We start from the raw sequence: 19,493 nt of genomic DNA, 5'->3' as shown, positions 1-19,493 counted from the left end.
CCAGGGGTGCCGCAGGTATTTTCGCAGGGCCCCGCTCGTCACACCCACCCTGGACTGATCACATGCCGGAAGACCCGCAGCGCGTACGCGACTGGGTGGAGCGGGTAGCCACCTTCGTCTCCGAGGAGTGGGGCCTCGCCCCGATCACCGGCCGCATCATGGGCTGGCTGATGGCCTGCGACCCACCGGCGCAGACGGCGGGCGAGATCGCCGACGCGATCGGCGCCAGCCGCGCCTCCCTCACCACGAGCATGCAGCTTCTGACGTCGATCCGGCTCGTACGGCGCTTCCGCAAACCAGGTGAGCGAACGGTCTACTACCAGATCGAGGACGACGCATGGGAGAAGGTCATCAGGCAGAAGCTCCAGGCCTTCGCCGCCTTCGACCGGCTTGCCGACGAGGGCTTGGAGCTCGGCTGGGACGATGACGCCAAGACCAGGCGCATCCGCTCGGCCAGGGACTCCATCTCCTGGCTGAACGACCACCTCAAGCAGGGCTGACCTCTCGCGCCACCGGGGCGCGACGATCGAGCATGCCCACAGTCGTGACGTCTCGAGCACGGGTGCCGGCGGCCGCAACCGGTCATGCCATGTCCCAGAGCAGGCGGTAGTAGGCGATGCGCTCCGGGTCCGGGGCGATGCCGTACGCGTCGTACAGGACGGTGTCGTAGCCGGGGCCGTAGTCCCACTCCGTGCTCCAGGCGGCGACGGCGAGGTCGGCCCATCGGTCGGCCACCCCGAGTGAGCCCAGGTCGACGTGCGCGGCGAACGTGCCGTCGTCGTGCAGCAGGGTGTTGGGGACGCACGCGTCCCCGTGGCAGACGACGAGGCGGTCGATCGCGGGCGGCTCGCCGATGCGCGCCCGGGCCTGCGCGAGTTCGAGATGCCGGTGTTCGGGAGACCAGTCGGCCGGACCCTCGCCGTCGGCGATGCGCTCGTCGGCGCGGGCGAGCCGTCGATCGATGCTCCACTCGAACGGGCACCGCTCCACGGGCAGGGCGTCGTGGAGCAGTCGCAGCCCCCGGCCGATCGCGGCCGCCGCGGTCGCCGGGTCGGCGATCCATCGAGGGTCCACCGCCGACAGGCTGGGAACCGCCGCCGTGACCAGCCACGCGCCGTCGGCATCCCTGCCGTGCTCGATGACGCGCGGGACGCTCACCCACGGCTGCGCCCAGGCCAGGCGTTCGGCCTCGCCGGGAAGGTCGATCTCAGGGGTGCCGGCGGCGACCCACTTGGCGTACCGCATGCCGCCCCGCCCGTCCTCGAGACGGAACGTCAGGCCGCCGAGCTCGTTGCGCCAGACCGGGATGACGGTGTCGCCGTCGGCGAGGGCCGTGACGACGTCGGGGACGGTCACGGGGCCGGTGGGGATCTCGGAGAAGACGGGGTTGCTCATGGAGACATGATCTTCCCAAGGAGCCGGCGCAGGCGCGAATGGGTTTCGCGCCGGAAACGAAGCCTCCCGCCGGGAGGTCGGCCGACTCCGAGGTGTCGTCCGGCTGTCGGCCCGCTCCTCCACGGCGTCAGTCCAGCGGGCGGAAGGCGATCGCGACGCCGAGTGCCGCGTCGGCGGGTACGAAGATCTCGCCCCTGGCCGTCCTGCCGAGCGGCACTCCCCTGTCGCGCAGGAACCGCTCTGTCGCCCGCACATCGCGCGTCGCCACGGTGCAGGCGACGAACCCGGGAAGCGCGGAGGGACGCTCGCCGGGCAGCAGGTCGCCCAGAGCCGACGCGCCCACCAGCGTGACAGCCGCGTCGCGCAGGTCGAACACCCTGGCAGCGCCTTCGCCGCGGGCGGGGACCCCGAGGTAGCGGGTGTAGCGCTCCTCGGCCTCCGGCAACGCGGCGTCGGCCACGCACAGCACGCACTCGACGAGCGCCACCGCTCCGTTGGGGTGCGGGCCGGGCTCGGACGCCGCGTTCTCGGCCAGCCCCACCCTGCCCTCGGCCACCAGCCCCGCCGCCACCCCGTCGATCTCCAGGTAGCGGACCGGCTCCATCCTGGTGCCCTGTGCGGTCTCGACGGGACGCTGGACGGCATGCACGCCACCGTGCCCGACACCCGCCGCGGTGAGCCGCTCGGCCTCGCTCCCCGCGTCGTCGGTATCGAGCATGAGGATGTGCACGCCCTCGAACCGGTCGAGGCAGGCGGCCAGGTTCGCGGTGGTGTCGCGGATCGCCGCGACGATGCCCTGCAACCTGTCGTCGGGGACCCGCAAGGGTACGGGGCGAGCGTCGACCGGCATCGGGCTCGCCGCCTCGCCACCCACGAGCGTCACCAGTTCGAGGAAGTTGCCGGGAAAGTAGGCGTGGGTGTTGGCCACCCCGAAGGGCTCGGCGGGCGCGCCAGGCGTCGGGGGCAGGACGGGATAGGCCGGAGGCGGCAAGGTGAAGCCGAGCGTGCCGTACCGCTCGACCGCCTCCCTCATGTTCCTGACGACATGGCCGATGTGGTGCAGACCGAGAACTGTCATGCGTCGTCTCCGTACGCCGCTTGCCTGTAGTCGCGGCCGAGCCGCTCGAATATCGCGATGACCCTGTCCGCGGCACGGGCGCATCCGGATCCGGTGGGCACCCGGGCGGGCCCGAACGTCCTGTGCAGGGTGTCGGCCAGATGGTCGGCCTTGTCTTCCAGTCCGAGCGTGACCTCTGGCGGAAGGAACGGCTCGATGGCGAAGAACCCGTAGACGATCGTGGGCAGCGGATAGTCCAGGTCCTCGGGGCGCAGGCCTTCGCGCAGCAGCCCGTGCTCGGCGAGCACGCCCAGGTATTCGCGCGAGGCCAGCAGTTTGGCGCTCTCCAGCGGCCTGCGGGCGGGGCTGTCCAGGAAGGCGCCCATGGTGTCGAGGTCCCTGGTGAAGATCGCGCGCAGCACGGGGCGTTCCATCGCTTCCACGAAGAACCTGCGCATGTAGCGGTGCAGGGCGATCTCGGCAGGGTCGGCGCGCATCGCGGCGACCACCTCACCGATCATCGCTGTCGCCTCCCTGGCCCCGACCGCGAGGAACAACTGCTCGCGGGAGCGCCAGTGCAGGTAGACCGTGCCCTTGCCGACACCGGCCAGCTTGGCGATCTCGTCGATCGCCGCCCGCCGGTAGCCCCAGCGCAGGAGCAGGTCCTTGGCGGCGTCGAGGATCCGGTCGGCGCGCGCCAGCCGATCGACGGCACTCAACGGTTCGGCCATGACACTCCCTTCAGGTGACCGATGACTCGTGACCAAATTAGCAGATTGGTCACATAGATGTAATCCGCAGCAGAAAGGAGCACATCGATGGACCGGGTCGGCGGCCCTACCGGTGGGGCCGCCGCGATGCGGGCCGGGTCCTGTCGGCGGAGGCGGCGGCATGGCAGGCGCCGCGGCCTTCGGCGCGGGCGACGACGCGCCCCGCCTCGACGCGGAGGGCGACCTCGGTCGTTTCGCCGATCTCGTGCACGCCCGCCGCGGCCGCGAAAGCGCCCGACTCGTCGTAGACCACACGGAGTGGCGGCCACGCCGAGGGAGGAAACGCCTGGCGCAAGCACCCGACCACCTCGGCGACGGCCAACCTGGCCAGCGGCAGCAGCTCGGCGGGTTCGCCGGTGACCAGGACGGCGGTGACCTCCGCACCCGGCGGCGCGGCTCGCACCGCCTCCTCGGCGGCTTCGAGCCTGTGCAGGCCGAGGATCGCCACCACGCCGTCGTCCGTCGGCAGTACGGGCTCGCCGCGCACGGCGTCGATCGCGTGCGGGGGTGTCCACGGCTCGTCGGCAGGGAGCGCCGCCGGAGCGTAGGCGAGGTGCGGAGGCGGCCACCGGTCGTCGAGGTCGAGAGTGGCGAGCCGCTCGCAGGTGCTGATGACGTTGAACGGTTCGACGAACCCGGGTGCCGCGGCGGCCAGCTGGCTCGCCCCGTGCAAGGTCGTGAGGACGGCCTCGGCCACCCGCACCATGCGCCCGGAATCCTGCGGGCCCAGCCGTTCGAGCGCGAGCCCAAGCATGATCGCGTCGAGTCTCATGAGCTGCGCGAACGGTTCCCTGGTGCGCTCGTCGGCGAGCACCTCCGGCAGCACGTCCATGCCGAGCCTGGCCTGGCTCCGCGCCCCGTCGGTGGCCAGCGGGAGTCTGGCGACCCACGCGCGCGCGAAGGCGCGCAGCGCCTCGCCTGCCGTACGGCCGGGCTCCGGGTGCGCGGGCTCGATGGCGAGCTCGGCGAGCTCGGCCATGACGGCGAAGTAGAGCGCGCGTTTGCCGGGGAAGTTGGAGTAGACCGCGCCGCGGGTCAGCTCGGCGCGTTCGGCGATGCCGTCGACCTTGGCTTCGCGATAGCCGCGCTCGGCGAACTCCTCCCTGGCCGCGGCCAGCACTTTGGCGCGGTTGCGCTCCTGCGTCTGTGCCCTGCTGAGCCGGCCCATCGTCCTCCTCGTCGGCGTTTGCCGTCCCCGGAGATCCAAGATAGCGTGACCATCCGAATGACATCATCATCTGGATGTTGACGCCATGTGAACCTGGAGGTTTTCGTGACCCCCGAGATCGACCTCACCGATCCCGAACTGCTGCGCGACCCCGCCGCCGGCTACGGGCGCGTCAGGGAGCAGTCGCCGGTGGCGCGCCTGATTGCCCCCGGCTTCGGCCCGATGTGGGCCGTCCTGCGATACGACGAGGCGAGGGCGATGCTGAGCGATCCCAGGTTCGAGCTCAGCGCCGACAGCTTCATGCGCCCCGCCGTACCGGAGGAGTGCCTGGTCTACATGCGGACCATGCAGGCGATGGAAGGCGACGAGCACGCCCGGCTGCGCAGGCTCGTCTCGCCCTCGTTCACCGCGCGCAGGGCGGCCGCGTTCAGGTCCCGCGTCGAACCGCTCGTCGACGCGCTGCTCGACGAGCTGCCCGGCCTCGCCGAGGACGGTCGGGTCGACCTGCTGACGCACTTGGCCAGGCCACTGCCGATGGACGTGATCTGCGAGCTGGTCGGCATCCCCGCCGAGGACCGCGCGAGCTGGCGCGAGTACGGCGCCGCCGTCGCCGCGGGCTGGGGGCAGCGGTTCGCCGACGCCGTCCCCGCCATCATGGAAGGGGCGAAGGCCGCGGTCGCGCGCCGCAGGGCCGACGAGGGCGACGACCTGATCTCCGACCTCATCCGTGTCCAGGCAGGGGACGGCGACAGCCTCAGCGACACCGAACTGGTCACCTTCGTCTGGCACCTGGTCCTCGCCGGCCAGACGCCGACGAACCTCATCGCCAACGCTGTCGACACGCTGTTGCGCGACCCCGGCCAGCTGGCCGCGCTGCGCGCCGACCCCGGCCTCATGCCCCGCGCCGTCGAGGAGCTGACGCGCTGGTGCGGGCCGCAACTGCTGACCATTCCCCGCCGCCCGAGCGAGGAGGTCGAGCTCGCGGGCGTGGCCATCCCCAAGGGCGAGCCCGTCACCGCCGTCATCGTGTCCGCCAACCGGGATCCGCGCGCGTTCGCCGACCCCGACAGGCTCGACATCACCCGCGTTCCTGGAGCGTCCGGGCATCTCGGGTACGCCCACGGTCCCCACTTCTGCCTCGGGGCCGCGCTGGCACGCGTGCAGACCGAGGTCGCGCTCGCCGCGCTGCTGCGCCGCTTCCCCTGCCTGGCCTTGGCCGTACCCGAGGGCCAGGCGGGACGCCTTCCCGACCCCGGCACCTGGCGCATGGCGTCGCTGCCGGTGGCCCTCTGACCGCGGTGGCCCGCGCAGGAGGCTGGGATGACGTGCTGACCTGCACGTTCTGCGGCAAGAGCCAGAAGAAGGTCAAGAAGCTGATCGCGGGTCCTGGCCGGATCTGCATCTGTGACGAGTGCGTCGAGGTGTGCAACGAGCTCATCGAGGAGGACCTCGACCCCGCGGACACGCTGCCCGAGCCGCGGAGGCCGCGGGAGATCCACGCCTTCCTCGACCAGTACGTCATCGGGCAGGACCGGGCGAAGAGGACGCTCGCCGTGGCGGTCTACAACCACTACAAGCGCGTCCACGCGGACCGCTCGAAGTCCGGCCCCAAGGACGAGCGGGTCGAGCTCGGCAAGTCCAACATCCTGCTGATCGGCCCGACGGGCTGCGGCAAGACCCACCTCGTCCAGACGCTGGCCCGCCTGCTCGACGTCCCGTTCGCGATCGCGGACGCCACCGCCCTCACCGAGGCGGGGTACGTCGGAGAGGACGTCGAGAACATCCTGGTCAAGCTGCTCCACGCGGCCGACCACGACGTCCGCAGGGCGAAGAAGGGCATCGTCTACATCGACGAGATCGACAAGATCACCCGCAGGGACGAGAACCCGTCGATCATCCGTGACGTCTCCGGCGAGGGCGTGCAGCAAGCGCTGCTGAAGATCCTGGAGGGTACGGTCGCCGGCGTCCCTCCGCAGGGCGGCCGCAAGCATCCGCAGCAGGACCTCGTCCAGCTGGACACGAGCGACGTGCTGTTCATCGCCGGGGGCGCGTTCGCCGGGCTCGAGCAGATCATCGAGCAGCGGGTGAGCCGCAGGGGCGGCGCCGGGTTCGGCGCCACGGTCGAAGCGGAGGCCGACCATGATCCGTTCGCTCAAGTCATGCCGGAGGACCTGCTGCGGTTCGGTCTGATCCCCGAGTTCGTCGGCCGCCTTCCCGTGCTGTCCACCTTCCAGCCGCTGGACAAGGCGGCGTTGACGCGAATCCTCACCGAGCCGCGCAACGCGCTGATCAGGCAGTACCAGCGACTGTTCGAGATCGACGGCGTGGACCTGGAGTTCGACGACGATGCCGTCGAGGCGATCGCCGAGCTGGCGCTGCTGCGCCGTACCGGGGCCAGGGCGGCACGCGCGATCCTCGAAGAGGTACTGCTCACGGTCATGTACGAGGTGCCCGGCAGGGACGACGTGGCCCGCGTGGTGATCGGGCGCGACACGGTGCTCGGCCACGCCGACCCCGCCCTGGTTCCGCGCTCCGCCGACCGAGAGCGCCGCGAACGGTCGGCTTAGGACGTCGTCACGGGTTCCCGCTCGGGAACCCGCGGCGCCTTCGCGGCGGTGCGGCGGTTGATCAGGATGACGCCGGCGATGGTGACGGCTCCCCCGATGAGCTCCACCGGGTGCGGCGCCTCGCCCAGCCAGACGAAGGAGACGACGAGCGCGACGGCCGGCACCAGGTAGAGGGCCGCGGTCGAGGCGGACAGCGGAAGCCTGGCGACCGCGTAGCCCCAGATGACGAAGCCGAGCGCGGAGGGAAGCAGGCCGAGGAACGCCGCCGACGCCAGCGCGGAGGCGGGGGCGGCGAGCGCGGCCCCGACGGTGGCGGGCACGAGGGGCAGAGCGAAGATCGTGCCGGCGACCATGGCGTAGGTCGCGACCTCGAGTCCTGTGTAGTGGCGCAGGAGCGGCTTGGAGGCGAAGTGGTAGACGCCCTGGACGACGGCGGCCGCCAGGACGGCCAGTGAGGCGGCGGAGAATCCCGAAAGTCCATCGGCGAGCGTGACGCCCGCCGTACCGGCGATCGCGATGACGCTGCCGACGACCACGTTGCGGGTGACGGGCTCGGCCAGGAACATGCCGGCGAGCAGGACGCTGAAGACGGGTGCGACGGAGATCAGCAGGCTGGCGGTCCCGGCCGGAACGTGCACCTCGCCCCAGTTGAGCAGGATCTGGTACGCGGTCATGCCGGTGGCGCCGCAGAGCGCGATGAGCGGGAGGTCGCGGCGCCTGGGCAGGCGGACCTTCGCGAACGGCGCGACCGCGGCCAGCGCCGCCGCGGCGATCGCCAGGCGGAGAAAGGAAAGCGCGGCCACGCCCAGGCCGTCCACTCCGACACGGATGGCGGGGAAGGCCGAGGCCCACAGGACGACGGTGCCCGCCAGGGCGAGCAGGCTTCGAGTGTTCATGCCTCCAGCCTGCGGGCCGAAACAGAAAAGATCCAGTTAGTCTTCTTTTGTGGATACATAAGCCCGACTTATGTCTTTGCGTAGCGGCTCGACCAACCTAAAGCGGGCTTTGGTGGTTGAGCGAGAAAGAGTAAGCTTTCCTACATGCTAGACGTGCGCCGCCTGCGGATCCTTCAGCACCTGGACACCTACGGCACGGTCGCCGCGACCGCCGAGGCCCTGCATCTGACCGCGCCCGCCGTCTCCCAGCAGCTCGCCGTCCTCGAACGCGAGGCAGGGGTGCCCGTCGTGGAGAAGCAGGGCCGCACCCTGCGCCTCACCCCCGCGGGCGAGCTCCTGGTCGCCCACGCCGAGGTCGTTCTCGGTGACCTCGCCGCCGCCGAGTCCGATCTCGCCGCCCTGCGCGGCGGCCAGCACGGCCTGGTGCGCGTCGCGGCCTTCGCCTCCGCCGCCCGCACGCTGATGCCCGCCGTATGGCGGCGCCTGGCCGACGACTCGCTGACCCTGCAGCTCGTCGAACAGGAGCCGGAAGACGCGCTCGAGGCGCTGCGCAAGCGGGAGACCGACCTGGCCGTCGTCCACGGCTACACCGTGCTCCCCCGCGACTTTCCCGCCGGCTGCGAACAGTCCACGCTCATGGATGACCCCGTCCTGCTGGCACTGCACCCCGACCACGCCGACCGGCTCGGAGTGCGCGAGGGCGAGCCCGTCGACCTGGCGCGGCTCGCCGACTCGCCGTGGCTCACGCCGGGGCCCGAGGCCTCCTGCTACGAGATGATCCAGCGGACCTGCGGCGCCGCCGGCTTCGTACCCTCCATCCGGGCCCGCAGCAGCGACTTCTCCGTCCTGATCGCGCTGGTGTCGGCGGGAGCCGGCGTCGCCCTCCTCCCGCGCCTCGCCCTGCCCGCGGCGAGCGGGCCGATCAGCCTGCATCCGCTCGTACGGCCGGTGACCCGCACGATCTTCACGGTCAGCCGCGCGGGAACGGCCCGGCGTCCCGACATCCGGCGACTGGTCACACTGCTGCAGGAAGCCGCCGCCGACGTCGGCCGCCTCACCACGACAACCTCCTGACCGCCTTCTGTGCACGCTCGAACGGCGGCGATTTCCCAGGTCAGCGGCCAGGGGTAGCGGGAGTGGATCCCGGTGTCGGGATCGGTCAGTCGGCGTGGGGCTTGCTGAACTCTTCGATCAGCACGGGATACTGCTCCCCACCATGTCCGGCGGCGATCGAGCGGTCGGCCATCGCCTTGATCAACTTCGGCAGTTCGGCGTTGACACCCACCGCCTCGCTCTCCTCGATCAGGTGTGCCATCGCCCGCGCGTCGGTCTCCAGGGCCGACACCTCGGCCGGGAAGGAGCCGGCATCGATCTGCTCGGCATACCCAGGCAGCCATTCGGCCACACCGGCAGCGATCTGCTGCGCGAACGGCGCAAACGTTGCGGCGTCAACACCGGCCGTCCTGAGCAGCGCCGTGCCCTGGAGCCAGGCGTTCAGTACGCTCCACATCATGGCGAGGCCGGCCACGTCGTACAGGGACGCCAGCCCATGGTCCGCACCAAGGTAGGTGACGGTACCGAGCGCGTCGAGCGTTGACTTGTGCGCCTCGAAGTCCGCCTGCGGCCCGCTGTGCAGAATCACCGCTTCGGCGGTCCCGATCCCCGACGGGATGGCCATGATGGCGCCGTCCAGGTAACGGCCACCGCGCTGCTCGGCCCATTGGGCGGCTTCTCGGGCCTGGGCCGAGTCGCCCGAGGTCAGGTTGATCAACATCGTGCCGTCCAGTTCGATATCGCTCGCGCCGAGCAAGTCGTGCATGGCCTGGTAATCGGTGACGCAGATGATCGTCAGGGAACCTGCCTTGAGCGCGTCGCCGACCGTTGGCGCCAGCCGTGCACCGTCGGCCACCAGCTGGTCGGCCTTGGAGGTCGTGCGGTTCCACACGGTTGTGGGATGCCCGGCTTTCAGGAACGCGCCGGCGAGTGCCCGGCCCATCAGTCCGAGTCCGATGACTGTCACGGGTGTTTCGGTTTTGCTGTTCATGGCAGCATCGTCAACGTTGATACCGGTATGAAGGTCAAGTGAGGTTTCGATGTTGATCGGGGAACTGAGTCGTCGGACGGGCGTGAACGCCCATCAGTTGCGCTACTACGAAGCCCAGGGCCTGCTGGAGGCAGACCGCGGCGCGAACGGTTACCGCGAGTACGACGAGAACGCCGTGCTGCGGGTGAAGCAGATCCGGCACCTGCTTGGTGCCGGTTTGTCCTCTGAGGACATCGCGTACCTGCTGCCCTGTGCGGTCGGAGAGGTCCCGGAGCTGCTGGGGTGTCCCGAGTTGCTGGCCGCGATGCGGTCACGGCTACAGCGACTGGACGATCAGATGCACATGCTCGCTCAATCCCGCGACGCTCTTGCCGACTACATTGATGCGGCCGAGCGAATGGGCGGCCAGAGCTATCCACCCTTTGACGGTGCCGACCTGGAGCCCATCCCCGCCTGAGCAACCGGGACCGGGCACTCGGCCTTCTTTCCGGCGCTGGTCAAGCCCCGGACGGTCCTCAGAGGAGGTAGCGAAGCCACAGGTAGGGCGTCACCAGAGCCACCGTGACGAAGGTGACGACGAGGCCGTACCGCGTGAACTCCCAGAAACTGATCGGCGTGCGGTTGCGGGCCGCGATGCCGATGACGACCACGTTGGCCGCCGCGCCGACCGCGGTGGCGTTGCCGCCGAGGTCGGCGCCGAAGGCCAGCGCCCACCACAGAACCTGCGCCGACTCGTTGCCGCCGCTCGCCTGGACCAGCTCCGCGACGATGGGGCTCATGGTGGCGACGTACGGAATGTTGTCCACGATGGCCGACAGCCCGGTCGAGGCCCACAGCAGCACCATGGTGGTCAGCCCGAGCCGCCCTCCTGTCGCCTCCACCGCCAGCCGGGACACCTCGCCGATCACCCCGGTCTCCACCAGGGCGCCGACCATGACGAACAGTCCCATGAAGAACACCAGGGTGGGCCACTCGACGTCGGCGATGGCCTGCTCGGTGGTCACCTTGGTCGCGGCCACCAAGATCCCCGCGCCGAGGATCGCCACGACGGACGGCTCGTAGTGCAGTACGGGGTGCAGCACGAAGGCGGCCATCACCACCGCCAGCACGGCCAGGCTCTGCCACAGCAGCCGCCTGTCGGCGATCGCCTCACGCTCGTCGAGCCGCAGCATCTCCGCGGCCCGCGCCGGGTCGTAGGCGAAGGCCCTGCGGAACAGGATCCGGCACAGCCCGATGAACACGACCACCAGGACGACGATCATCGGCGCCATGTGGAGGAGGAAGTCGTTGAAGCTGAGCCCGCCGCGGCTGGCGATGATGATGTTCGGTGGGTCACCGACCAGGGTGGCGGTGCCGCCGATGTTGGACGCCATCGCCTCGGCGATCAGGTACGGCGCGACCGGCAGCGCCAGCCGTTCGCACACCAGGAAGGTGACCGGCGCGATCAGCAGCACCGTGGTGACGTTGTCCAGCACCGCGGAGGCCGAGGCGGTGATCACCACCAGCAGCACCATCAGCCGGTACGGCCTGCCCCGCGCCCGTTTGGCCGCCCAGATGGCCAGGTACTCGAAGACTCCGGTCTGCCTGAGCACGCCGACGATCACCATCATGCCCAGCAGCAGGAAGATGACGTTCCAGTCGACGCCGGTCTCCGCGGAGAAGAACGCCGCTCCCGCGTCGCTGGCATGGATCAGCAGCATGATCCCGGCGCCGCCCAGCGCGGCGGCGACCCGGTGGACGCGTTCGGTGGCGATCAGCGCGTAGGCGCCGAGGAAGACGGCGACCGACAGCCAGGCGAGCGTGCTCACGTCGCCAGGAGCCCGTCCAGCAGCGCCTGCAGGGTGACCGCGCCCAGCAGGCGACCCCCGCTCACCACCGCCACCACCGGGCTGTGCGTGCGCGCCATCAGTGCGGCCAGTTCCAGCGCGGTGGCCTCAGGGTCGGTGACCGGCAGTTCACGCGCCTGGGCGAGCAGGGCCTCGCGCACGGTCCGGTCGGCAAGGGAGGTGAGGAAGGTGTCGGCGTGCTCCTCGTCCACCACGCGCGCCAGCGCGGGATCGTCCTGGCAGTAGCCCGGCACGGCCAGGCGCAGCACCTGGGTGCCGGGCAGGATGCTGGACGGCAGGCCGCGATCGTCGACGACGATCAGCCCGGGCAGATCCTGGTCGGCCAGCAGCCGAGCGGCGTCGATCACCGCGGTGTCGAGGGTGACCGTGGGGAAGGCGGCGAGCAGGTCCCGAGCACGCATGATGTGCCTTTCGAGATCGACGAAACGACTGCCGACCAGACTTCCCGGCACACCTGTGAAGAACCTATCAAGGAGCCTCAAGATCACGACAGCGGCCGGGGATACCTATCCAGCGCTTTTCCGGTTGACCTTGACGCTGCGTCAATCTCGCGAATCAACGATCAGTACAGCGCCACTCCGCTTCGAACGAGCGCGATCTCCAACCGCACGCCCGAAGATGCCGCTTCGGCAACACTCAACCCGCGGTCAGCACCGGCTCGGCGGCGTCCTGGGCGGCTTCGGCCGCACCGCGCTCGCTCGGCGCGGGCTCTTCGGGCCTCGCGGCTGACGCGCTCGAGGTCGGTGCAGGAGGCCGGCTCCCCTGCTGTGGTGAATCCAGGCCCGCGGCCTGGATTTCGACATCCGCCCGCACCACCGCCGCGTGCTCAAGGTCACAGCCTGGCGTGTTCCAGCTTGCTGGCCTAATCGAATGCCCGAGAGTCCACCCAGCGCCCTCCCCGGCTCCGACAGCGATACTGGCGGCCGCGACGACCCAACCCAGCGCTGACGGCACGGCGTTTCACTGAACTCCAAAGGGTTGAGTTATACGGGCTAACTTAGGGAGTCCCGAATGTTTCCGAACGTGCCAACGTTCGCTCACAGCGATCGTCGTTATGTAAGTAGTCCGTGGGAGTGACCCTCTCAGGGGTGATGCGATCCAGGTCAGAGAGCTCGTAGGCTAGTCCGGTGATCTCGGCCGTCTTGAACGCCCTCTGGGACACGCTGGCCCGGGGCGACGCGGACCCGCCGACTCCCCGCTCCCCCCGCCTGCGCTGGCCCATGCCCCGGTGGGCGGGACCGCTGCCCTTCCGGACGATCGACGTGGTCCGGGTCGGGGACCTCGTCCTGGCCGGCCTCTTCTTCGGCTCGACGCTCTCGGAGTTCCTCAACGCCAACGAGCTGCTCTGGGCCACCCGCCCCCTGGTGGGGGTGCCCGTCCTGTTGGTCTACGTGGCCGCTCTGGCCTTCTCCGTGCCGCTGGCCCTGCGCGACCGATGGCCGCTGGCGGCCTGGCGGACCGCCGCACTGTCCTACCCGTTCGCGATCTACGTCACTACGCGGCTCAACCCCGACGATCTGCCGTACTCCACCCCGGCGGCGATCACCTATCTGCTCGTGCTCTACGCCGTGGGCCTCCGCGCGAAACCCGCGGTCTCCCTGGTCGTGTGGTTCCTCACCGTCCTCACCCTGTGGGTGGGCAACCCCGACACGGGCGTGGTGATCGAGATGATCGTCGTGACCGTCGCAGTCCTGTTCGGCTACAACGTGCGCGTACGGCGCAGCGCCACGGCCAAGCTGGTGGAGGAGGAGCGGCGCACCGAGCTCGCCGAGGGGGCGCAGGCCGTGCTCGCCGAGCGGACGCGCATCGCCCGCGAGCTGCACGACGTGGTCGCCCACCACATGTCGGTGATCGCGATCCAGGCCGAGGCCGTCCCGCTGGAGGCTCGGGGCGACCCCGAGCTGCTGGAGAAGGGCTGGGCGCAGATCCGCGGGCTGTCACTGGAGGCGATGGCGGAGCTGCGGCAGGTGCTGGGCGTCCTGCGTGATGAGGAGGGCCGCACCGACACCGCGCCGCAACCCGGCCTGGACCGGGTGGAGGAGCTGGTCGCGACCACCCGCGCGGCGGGGATCGCGGTCACGGTCAAGCGCTCGGGCCCGCTGGAGGGACTGCCCTCGGCGGTAGAGCTGGCGGTCTACCGGATCACCCAGGAGTCGCTGAGCAACGCGATGCGGCACGCGCCGGGCTCGGCCGTGGCGGTGGAGATCACGCGGACCGCCCAGGAGGTACGGCTGCGCGTCGTGAACGGGCCGGGCGGCGCGTCCCCGGGACCCACGGGGGCCGGGCACGGCCTGCTCGGCATGCGCGAACGCGCCACCCTGCTGGGCGGCACGCTTGAGGCGGGACCGCTGGCGGGCGGCGGGTTCGAGGTGCGGGCGGCCCTGCCCGTGCCGGACGGGGCCTCGGCCCCGTAGTCGCTGGGGGAAGGCGGCAGGAGGCGTGTAAGCCATGGGGCTCTCACTGCTCGGGCAGAGACGGGGCTTGATCGACAACGGAACGGTCAGTGGCGTTAGCAGGCTGACGCCGGCGGAGTTGCCGCCATCCACCGTTCCGGCCCCGAACTCCTATAGGAGGGCAGACCAAGTACGGAGAAAGGGGCAGTGAGCCGCTGAGTCGCTGGTAAGCGGACTTGTCTCGGGTCGGCGACTGCCCAGCGCCGACACACCCCGCCGAAGGAGAGCGACCTCGCCAAGGCGATCCGGCTAAGCCGCCGCCGAGCGACGCCTCGATCTAAGCGCCCGGTTGAGCACCGCGCTCTCGGCTCGCTCAACGGTGTCTGAGGAGACAATGCCGGCGTCGTGCGCCCGGCGACGTGACCCCGCGGCCGGGTCGCGGTCATGACGAGGCCGGTGCCGCCGCGCCGGACGTCAGAGCCGCCTGCACGATGCGGATTGCCTCGCCCGCGTCGATGCCGACGCTGGCGATCACGGCCGCGTAGTCGGCGGCGGCCCGGCGGGCCCGCTCCCGGCCCTCCTCGCCGGCGGCCGACACGAACGAGCCCGCCCGCCCGCGCGTCTCGATCAGCCCCGCCTCCTCCAGCTCCCGGTAGGCCCGGCCGACCGTGTTGACGGCCAGGCCGAGGTCGGCCGCGAGGTGGCGGATGGTCGGCAGTCGGGCGCCCACGGCCAGCGTGCGGTCCTGGATCTGCCGGGCGAGCTGGGCCCGCAGCTGCTCGAACGGCGGCACCGGCGAGGCCGCGTCGATGACGATCATCGGAGGCTCATGGCCCGCCGGGCCACCGTCGCGCACGACGGCGTCCTGGCATGGAGCGCGACGCACGCGACCAGGCCCAGGATCAGGTAGGCGACCGAAGCGGCGCTCCACCAGCCGGGCGCGGTGCCGAACAGCACCACCGGCAGCGACCACTGCACGTTCGGCGTGGTGAGCTCGCGGGCGTCCTCGACGCGCATGATGACGTCGGCGGTCAGCGACTCCTCGTCCTCCGCCACGACCGGGAACCTGAGCAGGTGGCGCAGCTGCATGGCGGTGATGGCCGTCGCGCCGAGCAGGCCGATCAGCACGACGACGGCCAGCTGCCGCACGGTGGGCTCGGGAACGGCCAGGGCGCTCCCGGCCAGCACCATCCCACCGGCGAACGTGGCGACCGCGAAGACGGCGTACGGCTGGCCGAGCACGGTCCGCCAGCCGGGCTGGATCGGATGGGCGGCCCGGCGCGACAGCGTCGCGCCGGCCCGCTGGTCGACGCGTCGCACCCACCGGTCGAGCAGGGACTGTGCCAGCAGTAGCCCGGCCACCGACGCGGTCAGGGCCAGCAGCGGTAGCGGGCGATGCGGCTGGAGACCGCCGAAAGCGGAAGTGGCGGCGAGGGCGCTCACGAGGATCAGCGCGGCCAGGATGACGTGAGCGGCGAGGCGGGCGCGTCTCCGGACCGCCAGCCGGCTGGCCAGCAGCGGGGTCGGGCGGGCGCCGGCCAGGTCGTGCCGGGCCAGCCACGCGCCCGCCAGTCGCAGATCGGCCGCACGCGCCGGCGGGCCGGCGTCCGGTAACGGTTCACGGGTCATAGCGCCTCCTTTGTCGCAAGCTTTGTAGCAACATGGTGCGTCATATCTTGCGACAAAGTCAACGCCCCGTGGACTCTCGTCGTCGGCATGTCGTTGACGAAGCTGTCACCAGGTACACGCAATCGCGTTTGTCACGGCCCGGGAGGACTGACCGCGAGCACGAGGTAGTCCTCGCCGTCGCCCGCGGCCTGTCCAGCCGGCAGATCGGGCGCGAGCTGTCCATGACTACATCGACCTGCTGCGGGTCCACATCTGGGATCCCGGCACCCCGATCGAAGAGACCATCCGGGCCCTGGACGACGTGGTCCGCGCCGGCAAGGTGTTGTACGGGCGGCATGGTCGCCGCTGGCCGGTGGCATCCTGTCCGGCGAGTTCACCCGTCGCGACGGGACCACGTCTGGCCCCTCGGTGGCTCTTTCACCGCCGCCGCTTCCCATCGCAAGGGAGACTCAGGAGGCAGGGATGAGGTTGACCACCGTCTTGGTGGGGTTGGGGAAGGTGCCTCTGCCATGGCCGGCGGGTGCGGACCGCTTCAGCGCAGGGACTGGGCGAAGCGGAACAGGCCGACGGGGTCGTAGGCGGCCTTCACCTCTCGCAGCCGCGGCAGGTTGCTCCCGTAGTACGCCTGCGCCCAGTTCTCCAGGTCGGCGTCGGGGTAGTTAGGGTAGACGGCGCCGGAGGCCCACGGCGACAGCCGCGCCCACGACCGGCACAGCCACGCATGCGCGTCCCGTCTGCGGCTGTCGGTGGCGCGGAATCCCACCTGGACGGCCTGCTTGAGCAGGAAGCGCGGGGCGCGGTGGACGAAGGCGCTCGCGCCTGGGGCGACGCGGGCGATCGCGCCCGCCCAGGGCACGAACTCCAGATCCCGGATCTCGCCGCGCACGCGGTCGGCGGCGAGCCGTCCCAGCAGGTCCTCGACGGCCGTCCGGGGCAGGTACCCGTCGAAGAAGCCCGACTTGTTCAGGCGAAGCCCTGGTCGCTCGCCGTACGGCAGCTCCGTGACGGCGCCCTCCCCGCCGTCGGCGTAGGCGTGGTGGCAGGCGGCCGCGGCGCCTTCCACGCGGGTGAGCCGGAGCCGGTCCAACGGCGCGAGCTCGCCGACCAGCTTCCTGGCCCACTCCTCCGGCCCGGCGACGATGCCGAAGAGCACGGCGTGGGGCGGTTCTTCGGGCTCGTCGCCCGCGATGACGGCGATCTCCAGGTTGACCTCGTCCGGCGCTTCGGGCGCCCAGTGCTGCCATGCGTCGATGAGATCGGCGGCGCGGCCGAAGTCACAGATCGCCTGGACGGTGGTGATCGGCACGATGGGCCGGGTGCGCAGCGTCACCTGTGTGACCACGCCGAAGTTGCCGCCACCGGCTCCGCGCAGCGCCCACAGCAGGTCGTCTCCCGCCTCGACGCTCCGCCCGTTGGCCAGAACCACGCGCGCCGCCCGCAGATGGTCGGCGCCGAGCCCGTACAGGCGGCCGAACACGCCGTATCCGCCGCCGAGCACCGCTCCGACCACGCCGACCGTGGGGCACCAGCCGCAGGGCACCATGCGCCCGTGCGCGGCCAGGCGCTGGGCCAGCTCGCCGATCTGCACGCCGGGGCCCACCCGCACGCTGTCAGCGCCGACCTCGATCCCCTTCATCGCGCCGAGGTCGACGAGCAGCCCGGTCGTGGAGGAGTGCTCGGCGAAGCTGTGGCCGCCGCCGCGCAGGGCGAACGGCAGGTCTCGGGCGCGGACGAGCTCCAGAACGCTCACCACGTCCGCTTCCGAGGCGCAGCAGGCGACGGCGGCGGGCAGTTCCTCGGCGAGCGTGCCGAGGAAGGCCTTGCGCCTGGCCTGGTAGCCCGGCTCACCGGGGTGGATCACGTGCGGGCCCCTCATCGGCGGGCCGCCTTCCCGGTCTGCAACGCGTACAGCTCGGCGTAGCGTCCCCGCAACGCCAGCAGTTCCTCGTGCGTGCCCTCCTCGGCGACACGCCCCCGGTGCAGCAGGTAGATGCGGTCGGCGTGCCGCACGCTCGTCAGCCGGTGCGTGATGAGCAGGACGGTCCGCTCTCCCGCGATCTTGCGGAGCGTCTCGTAGACGGCGTACTCCGCCTTGGCGTCCAGCGGCGCGGTCGGCTCGTCCCAGATCAGCAGGGGCCCGTCGCGGAACAGCCCGCGGGCCACGGCCAGGCGTTGCCACTGCCCCGCCGACAGCTCGTGACCGCCCCTGAACTGCTTGGACAGCAGGGTGTGCCAGCCGGCGGGTAGGCCGGCCACCACGTCGTCGGCCGCGGCGAGCGAGGCGGCCTCGCGCAGGGCGTGGTCTCCAGGGTCCGGGCGGTCGTGACGGCCCATGCGGACGTTGGTCCTGGCGTCGTGCGGCCAGCGGACCGGGTGCTGCGGCACCAGGACCACCCGGTCGGCCAGAGTGTCCGGGTCCAGGTCGGCGCTGTCGAGCCCGTCCCATCGCATGGTGCCGCTGGTGGGCCGGTAGAGCCCGGCCAGCAGCCTGGCCAGCGTGGTCTTGCCGGAACCGTTCTCGCCGACCAGCGCGATCGTCTGGCCCGCGTGGATGGTCAGGTCGATCTCCCGCAGCGCGGGGCGCGGGCTGCCCGGATAGGTGAAGCCGACGCCGTGCAGGGTGATGCGTTCGGGAGAGCGCGGCGCCGCCGTACCGCCTGCCGGTCGCCTCCTGGCCTCGGCGTCGGCGAGAAAGTCGTGGTAGTCGGCCACGTACAGGGACTGCTCGAACAGTTGGTTGGCGGCCTGGGCGAGCTGCCTCAGCGCCGCGGCCGCCACCCTGACGGCGATCACCGCGGTGCCCGCCCCTGCCAGCGCGATCCAGCCGGCGTGCAGCATCAGCCCGAGTACGGCCAGCACCCCGGCCATGGCCAGGCCGCCCGCCGCCCGGCCCGCGGCCCTGACCCGCGCCATGGACAGCCCGACCCGCGTCTCCTCCCCCTTCAGCACCTCTGCCGCCTGGCGGTATTCGGCCAGCACGTACGGCTGGGCCTGGCAGGCCCGCAACTCGCCCGCCGGTTCGCGCTCGGTGGCCAGCTCGGCGAGCATGTCCACGCGGCGGTTCAGCGTGACCATGCCTCTCATGCCCGTGTATCCGCGCTGCGCGGCCTTCAGCACCGCCCACGCCTCCGGGATCACGCCGGCCACGATCAGCGGCACGAGCAGCGGGTGCAGGACGGCCAGTCCGACGGCCGCCGCCGTCACCCCGCAGGTGGCGCCGAGCAGGTCGATGGTGTTGCCTGCCGCGCGGTCGAGGTGGAACAGCCCGCGGTCGCGTGCCCGGTGCAGGCCGTCGTAGAAGTCCACGTCGTCGAAGTCGGCCAGCTGTACGCCGAGGGAGGCGGCGAACAGGCGCTCCTCCGCCGCCCGCCGCAGCGCGGGCTCCAGCCGCGCTCTGGCCAGCTCCACCGCCGCCTCGGCCGCCCCGCGCAGCGCCACGATCGCGGCGACCAGGGCCAGGCCGGGCACCGCCGCCAGGAGCCGATCGGGCGCCGCCCCCTCGGCCAGCAGCTCGTCCAGCACCGCCGTGGTCGCCAGCAGCCCGCTGGCCGTCGCCGCGCCCGCGGCGAGCTGGAGGGCGAGGATGGTGAGTGCGGGCCACCGCCCGCACTGCCAGATGAGTCGCAGCACCGGCGTGGTGAGCGCCGGCAGGCGCCGTAGCGTACGCCGAGGTCCGTCCGTCCGGTCCAGGTGCCAGTAGGGAGTGACGAGTTCCTCCTCCACGGGG

The 19,493-nt window shown here is 71.3% G+C and carries 18 protein-coding genes and 1 pseudogene; 7 read left to right on the top strand and 12 right to left on the bottom strand.

Annotation, left to right across the window (positions count from 1 at the left end; translation table 11 throughout):
* The first annotated feature begins 62 nt into the window (after nucleotides 1–62).
* A complete protein-coding gene (locus AB0B45_RS37935; RefSeq protein WP_358141025.1) occupies nucleotides 63–500 on the top strand; it encodes a transcriptional regulator in 438 nt (145 codons plus the stop codon).
* Nucleotides 501–582: 82 nt separating this feature from the next.
* On the opposite strand, the gene AB0B45_RS37930 is transcribed toward AB0B45_RS37935, so the two are convergent.
* The 4 genes from AB0B45_RS37930 to AB0B45_RS37915 form a co-directional block, all read right to left on the bottom strand.
* Nucleotides 583–1,395: an aminoglycoside 3'-phosphotransferase gene (locus AB0B45_RS37930; RefSeq protein WP_358141022.1), complete on the bottom strand. Its 813-nt coding sequence runs from the start codon at nucleotides 1,393–1,395 to the stop codon at nucleotides 583–585.
* Between the two features lie 127 nt (nucleotides 1,396–1,522).
* Nucleotides 1,523–2,473 carry a VOC family protein gene (locus AB0B45_RS37925; RefSeq protein ID WP_358141019.1) on the bottom strand — a complete coding sequence of 317 codons (951 nt, stop codon included), beginning with the start codon at nucleotides 2,471–2,473 and terminating at the stop codon, nucleotides 1,523–1,525.
* Complete coding sequence (locus AB0B45_RS37920) at nucleotides 2,470–3,183, bottom strand: helix-turn-helix domain-containing protein (RefSeq protein ID WP_358141016.1); 714 nt, start codon at nucleotides 3,181–3,183, stop codon at nucleotides 2,470–2,472. Before AB0B45_RS37920 ends, AB0B45_RS37925 begins: the two co-directional genes overlap by 4 nt.
* 106 nt (nucleotides 3,184–3,289) lie before the next feature.
* Entirely contained in the window at nucleotides 3,290–4,390 is a 1,101-nt protein-coding gene (locus tag AB0B45_RS37915; protein WP_358141014.1) for a helix-turn-helix domain-containing protein, read from the bottom strand.
* A gap of 105 nt (nucleotides 4,391–4,495) precedes the next feature.
* On the opposite strand from AB0B45_RS37915, the gene AB0B45_RS37910 reads away from it, so the two are divergent.
* Together AB0B45_RS37910 and clpX are read left to right on the top strand one after the other, a co-directional pair.
* Complete coding sequence (locus AB0B45_RS37910) at nucleotides 4,496–5,683, top strand: cytochrome P450 (protein WP_358141011.1); 1,188 nt, start codon at nucleotides 4,496–4,498, stop codon at nucleotides 5,681–5,683.
* Nucleotides 5,684–5,688: 5 nt separating this feature from the next.
* A complete protein-coding gene (gene clpX, locus AB0B45_RS37905) occupies nucleotides 5,689–6,957 on the top strand; it encodes an ATP-dependent Clp protease ATP-binding subunit ClpX (RefSeq protein ID WP_358141009.1) in 1,269 nt (422 codons plus the stop codon).
* Here the strand turns inward: clpX and AB0B45_RS37900 are convergent.
* Nucleotides 6,954–7,853 carry a DMT family transporter gene (locus AB0B45_RS37900; protein ID WP_358141006.1) on the bottom strand — a complete coding sequence of 300 codons (900 nt, stop codon included), beginning with the start codon at nucleotides 7,851–7,853 and terminating at the stop codon, nucleotides 6,954–6,956. The genes clpX and AB0B45_RS37900 overlap by 4 nt on opposite strands.
* A gap of 144 nt (nucleotides 7,854–7,997) precedes the next feature.
* Between AB0B45_RS37900 and AB0B45_RS37895 the strand changes: the two genes are divergently transcribed.
* Nucleotides 7,998–8,927, top strand: coding sequence for a LysR family transcriptional regulator (locus AB0B45_RS37895; RefSeq protein WP_358141003.1), 930 nt, complete (start codon nucleotides 7,998–8,000; stop codon nucleotides 8,925–8,927).
* Between the two features lie 85 nt (nucleotides 8,928–9,012).
* Here the strand turns inward: AB0B45_RS37895 and AB0B45_RS37890 are convergent, their stop codons facing one another.
* Nucleotides 9,013–9,897 carry an NAD(P)-binding domain-containing protein gene (locus AB0B45_RS37890; RefSeq protein ID WP_358141000.1) on the bottom strand — a complete coding sequence of 295 codons (885 nt, stop codon included), beginning with the start codon at nucleotides 9,895–9,897 and terminating at the stop codon, nucleotides 9,013–9,015.
* Between the two features lie 49 nt (nucleotides 9,898–9,946).
* Here AB0B45_RS37890 and AB0B45_RS37885 point away from each other — a divergent pair, with 49 nt between their 5' ends.
* Nucleotides 9,947–10,354, top strand: coding sequence for a MerR family transcriptional regulator (locus AB0B45_RS37885; protein WP_358140997.1), 408 nt, complete (start codon nucleotides 9,947–9,949; stop codon nucleotides 10,352–10,354).
* Between the two features lie 58 nt (nucleotides 10,355–10,412).
* On the opposite strand, the gene AB0B45_RS37880 is transcribed toward AB0B45_RS37885, so the two are convergent.
* Both AB0B45_RS37880 and AB0B45_RS37875 read right to left on the bottom strand, forming a co-directional pair.
* Nucleotides 10,413–11,705, bottom strand: a complete 1,293-nt coding sequence (locus AB0B45_RS37880) for an ArsB/NhaD family transporter (protein WP_358140994.1) — start codon at nucleotides 11,703–11,705, stop codon at nucleotides 10,413–10,415.
* The gene (locus AB0B45_RS37875; protein ID WP_358140991.1) at nucleotides 11,702–12,145 is read right to left on the bottom strand and encodes a CBS domain-containing protein; all 444 of its coding nucleotides are present in this window, start codon (nucleotides 12,143–12,145) and stop codon (nucleotides 11,702–11,704) included. Before AB0B45_RS37875 ends, AB0B45_RS37880 begins: the two co-directional genes overlap by 4 nt.
* Before the next feature lie 726 nt (nucleotides 12,146–12,871).
* On the opposite strand from AB0B45_RS37875, the gene AB0B45_RS37870 reads away from it, so the two are divergent.
* On the top strand, nucleotides 12,872–14,158 hold the full coding sequence (locus AB0B45_RS37870) for a sensor histidine kinase (protein ID WP_358140988.1): 1,287 nt from the start codon (nucleotides 12,872–12,874) through the stop codon (nucleotides 14,156–14,158).
* 421 nt (nucleotides 14,159–14,579) lie between these two features.
* Here the strand turns inward: AB0B45_RS37870 and AB0B45_RS37865 are convergent, their stop codons facing one another.
* Both AB0B45_RS37865 and AB0B45_RS37860 read right to left on the bottom strand, forming a co-directional pair.
* Nucleotides 14,580–14,957, bottom strand: a complete 378-nt coding sequence (locus AB0B45_RS37865) for a GntR family transcriptional regulator (RefSeq protein ID WP_326822967.1) — start codon at nucleotides 14,955–14,957, stop codon at nucleotides 14,580–14,582.
* Nucleotides 14,954–15,766 (bottom strand): hypothetical protein, encoded by an 813-nt coding sequence (locus tag AB0B45_RS37860; RefSeq protein WP_358140984.1) that lies wholly within the window; start codon nucleotides 15,764–15,766, stop codon nucleotides 14,954–14,956. Before AB0B45_RS37860 ends, AB0B45_RS37865 begins: the two co-directional genes overlap by 4 nt.
* Before the next feature lie 223 nt (nucleotides 15,767–15,989).
* Between AB0B45_RS37860 and AB0B45_RS37855 the strand changes: the two are divergent.
* A pseudogene (locus AB0B45_RS37855) lies at nucleotides 15,990–16,094 on the top strand (aldo/keto reductase); the annotation flags it as partial.
* Between the two features lie 204 nt (nucleotides 16,095–16,298).
* Here AB0B45_RS37855 and AB0B45_RS37850 read toward each other — a convergent pair.
* Nucleotides 16,299–17,642 (bottom strand): FAD-binding oxidoreductase, encoded by a 1,344-nt coding sequence (locus tag AB0B45_RS37850; RefSeq protein WP_358140981.1) that lies wholly within the window; start codon nucleotides 17,640–17,642, stop codon nucleotides 16,299–16,301.
* The gene (locus AB0B45_RS37845) at nucleotides 17,639–19,489 is read right to left on the bottom strand and encodes an ATP-binding cassette domain-containing protein (protein WP_358140978.1); all 1,851 of its coding nucleotides are present in this window, start codon (nucleotides 19,487–19,489) and stop codon (nucleotides 17,639–17,641) included. The genes AB0B45_RS37850 and AB0B45_RS37845 overlap by 4 nt, the downstream gene beginning before the upstream one ends.
* Nucleotides 19,490–19,493 lie beyond the last annotated feature (4 nt).

It is taken from the genome of Nonomuraea sp. NPDC049152, assembly GCF_040648355.1.
Classification (GTDB): domain Bacteria; phylum Actinomycetota; class Actinomycetes; order Streptosporangiales; family Streptosporangiaceae; genus Nonomuraea.
This window is presented reverse-complemented; position numbering and strand designations above follow the sequence as displayed.

Coding starts and splice junctions, on each gene's coding strand:
- AB0B45_RS37935 (WP_358141025.1), top strand. CDS start 63: ATGCCGGAAGACCCGCAGCGCGTACGCGACTGGGTGGAGCGGGTAGCC.
- AB0B45_RS37930 (WP_358141022.1), bottom strand. CDS start 1,395: ATGAGCAACCCCGTCTTCTCCGAGATCCCCACCGGCCCCGTGACCGTC.
- AB0B45_RS37925 (WP_358141019.1), bottom strand. CDS start 2,473: ATGACAGTTCTCGGTCTGCACCACATCGGCCATGTCGTCAGGAACATG.
- AB0B45_RS37920 (WP_358141016.1), bottom strand. CDS start 3,183: ATGGCCGAACCGTTGAGTGCCGTCGATCGGCTGGCGCGCGCCGACCGG.
- AB0B45_RS37915 (WP_358141014.1), bottom strand. CDS start 4,390: ATGGGCCGGCTCAGCAGGGCACAGACGCAGGAGCGCAACCGCGCCAAA.
- AB0B45_RS37900 (WP_358141006.1), bottom strand. CDS start 7,853: ATGAACACTCGAAGCCTGCTCGCCCTGGCGGGCACCGTCGTCCTGTGG.
- AB0B45_RS37895 (WP_358141003.1), top strand. CDS start 7,998: ATGCTAGACGTGCGCCGCCTGCGGATCCTTCAGCACCTGGACACCTAC.
- AB0B45_RS37890 (WP_358141000.1), bottom strand. CDS start 9,897: ATGAACAGCAAAACCGAAACACCCGTGACAGTCATCGGACTCGGACTG.
- AB0B45_RS37885 (WP_358140997.1), top strand. CDS start 9,947: ATGTTGATCGGGGAACTGAGTCGTCGGACGGGCGTGAACGCCCATCAG.
- AB0B45_RS37875 (WP_358140991.1), bottom strand. CDS start 12,145: ATGCGTGCTCGGGACCTGCTCGCCGCCTTCCCCACGGTCACCCTCGAC.
- AB0B45_RS37865 (WP_326822967.1), bottom strand. CDS start 14,957: ATGATCGTCATCGACGCGGCCTCGCCGGTGCCGCCGTTCGAGCAGCTG.
- AB0B45_RS37860 (WP_358140984.1), bottom strand. CDS start 15,766: ATGACCCGTGAACCGTTACCGGACGCCGGCCCGCCGGCGCGTGCGGCC.
- AB0B45_RS37850 (WP_358140981.1), bottom strand. CDS start 17,642: ATGAGGGGCCCGCACGTGATCCACCCCGGTGAGCCGGGCTACCAGGCC.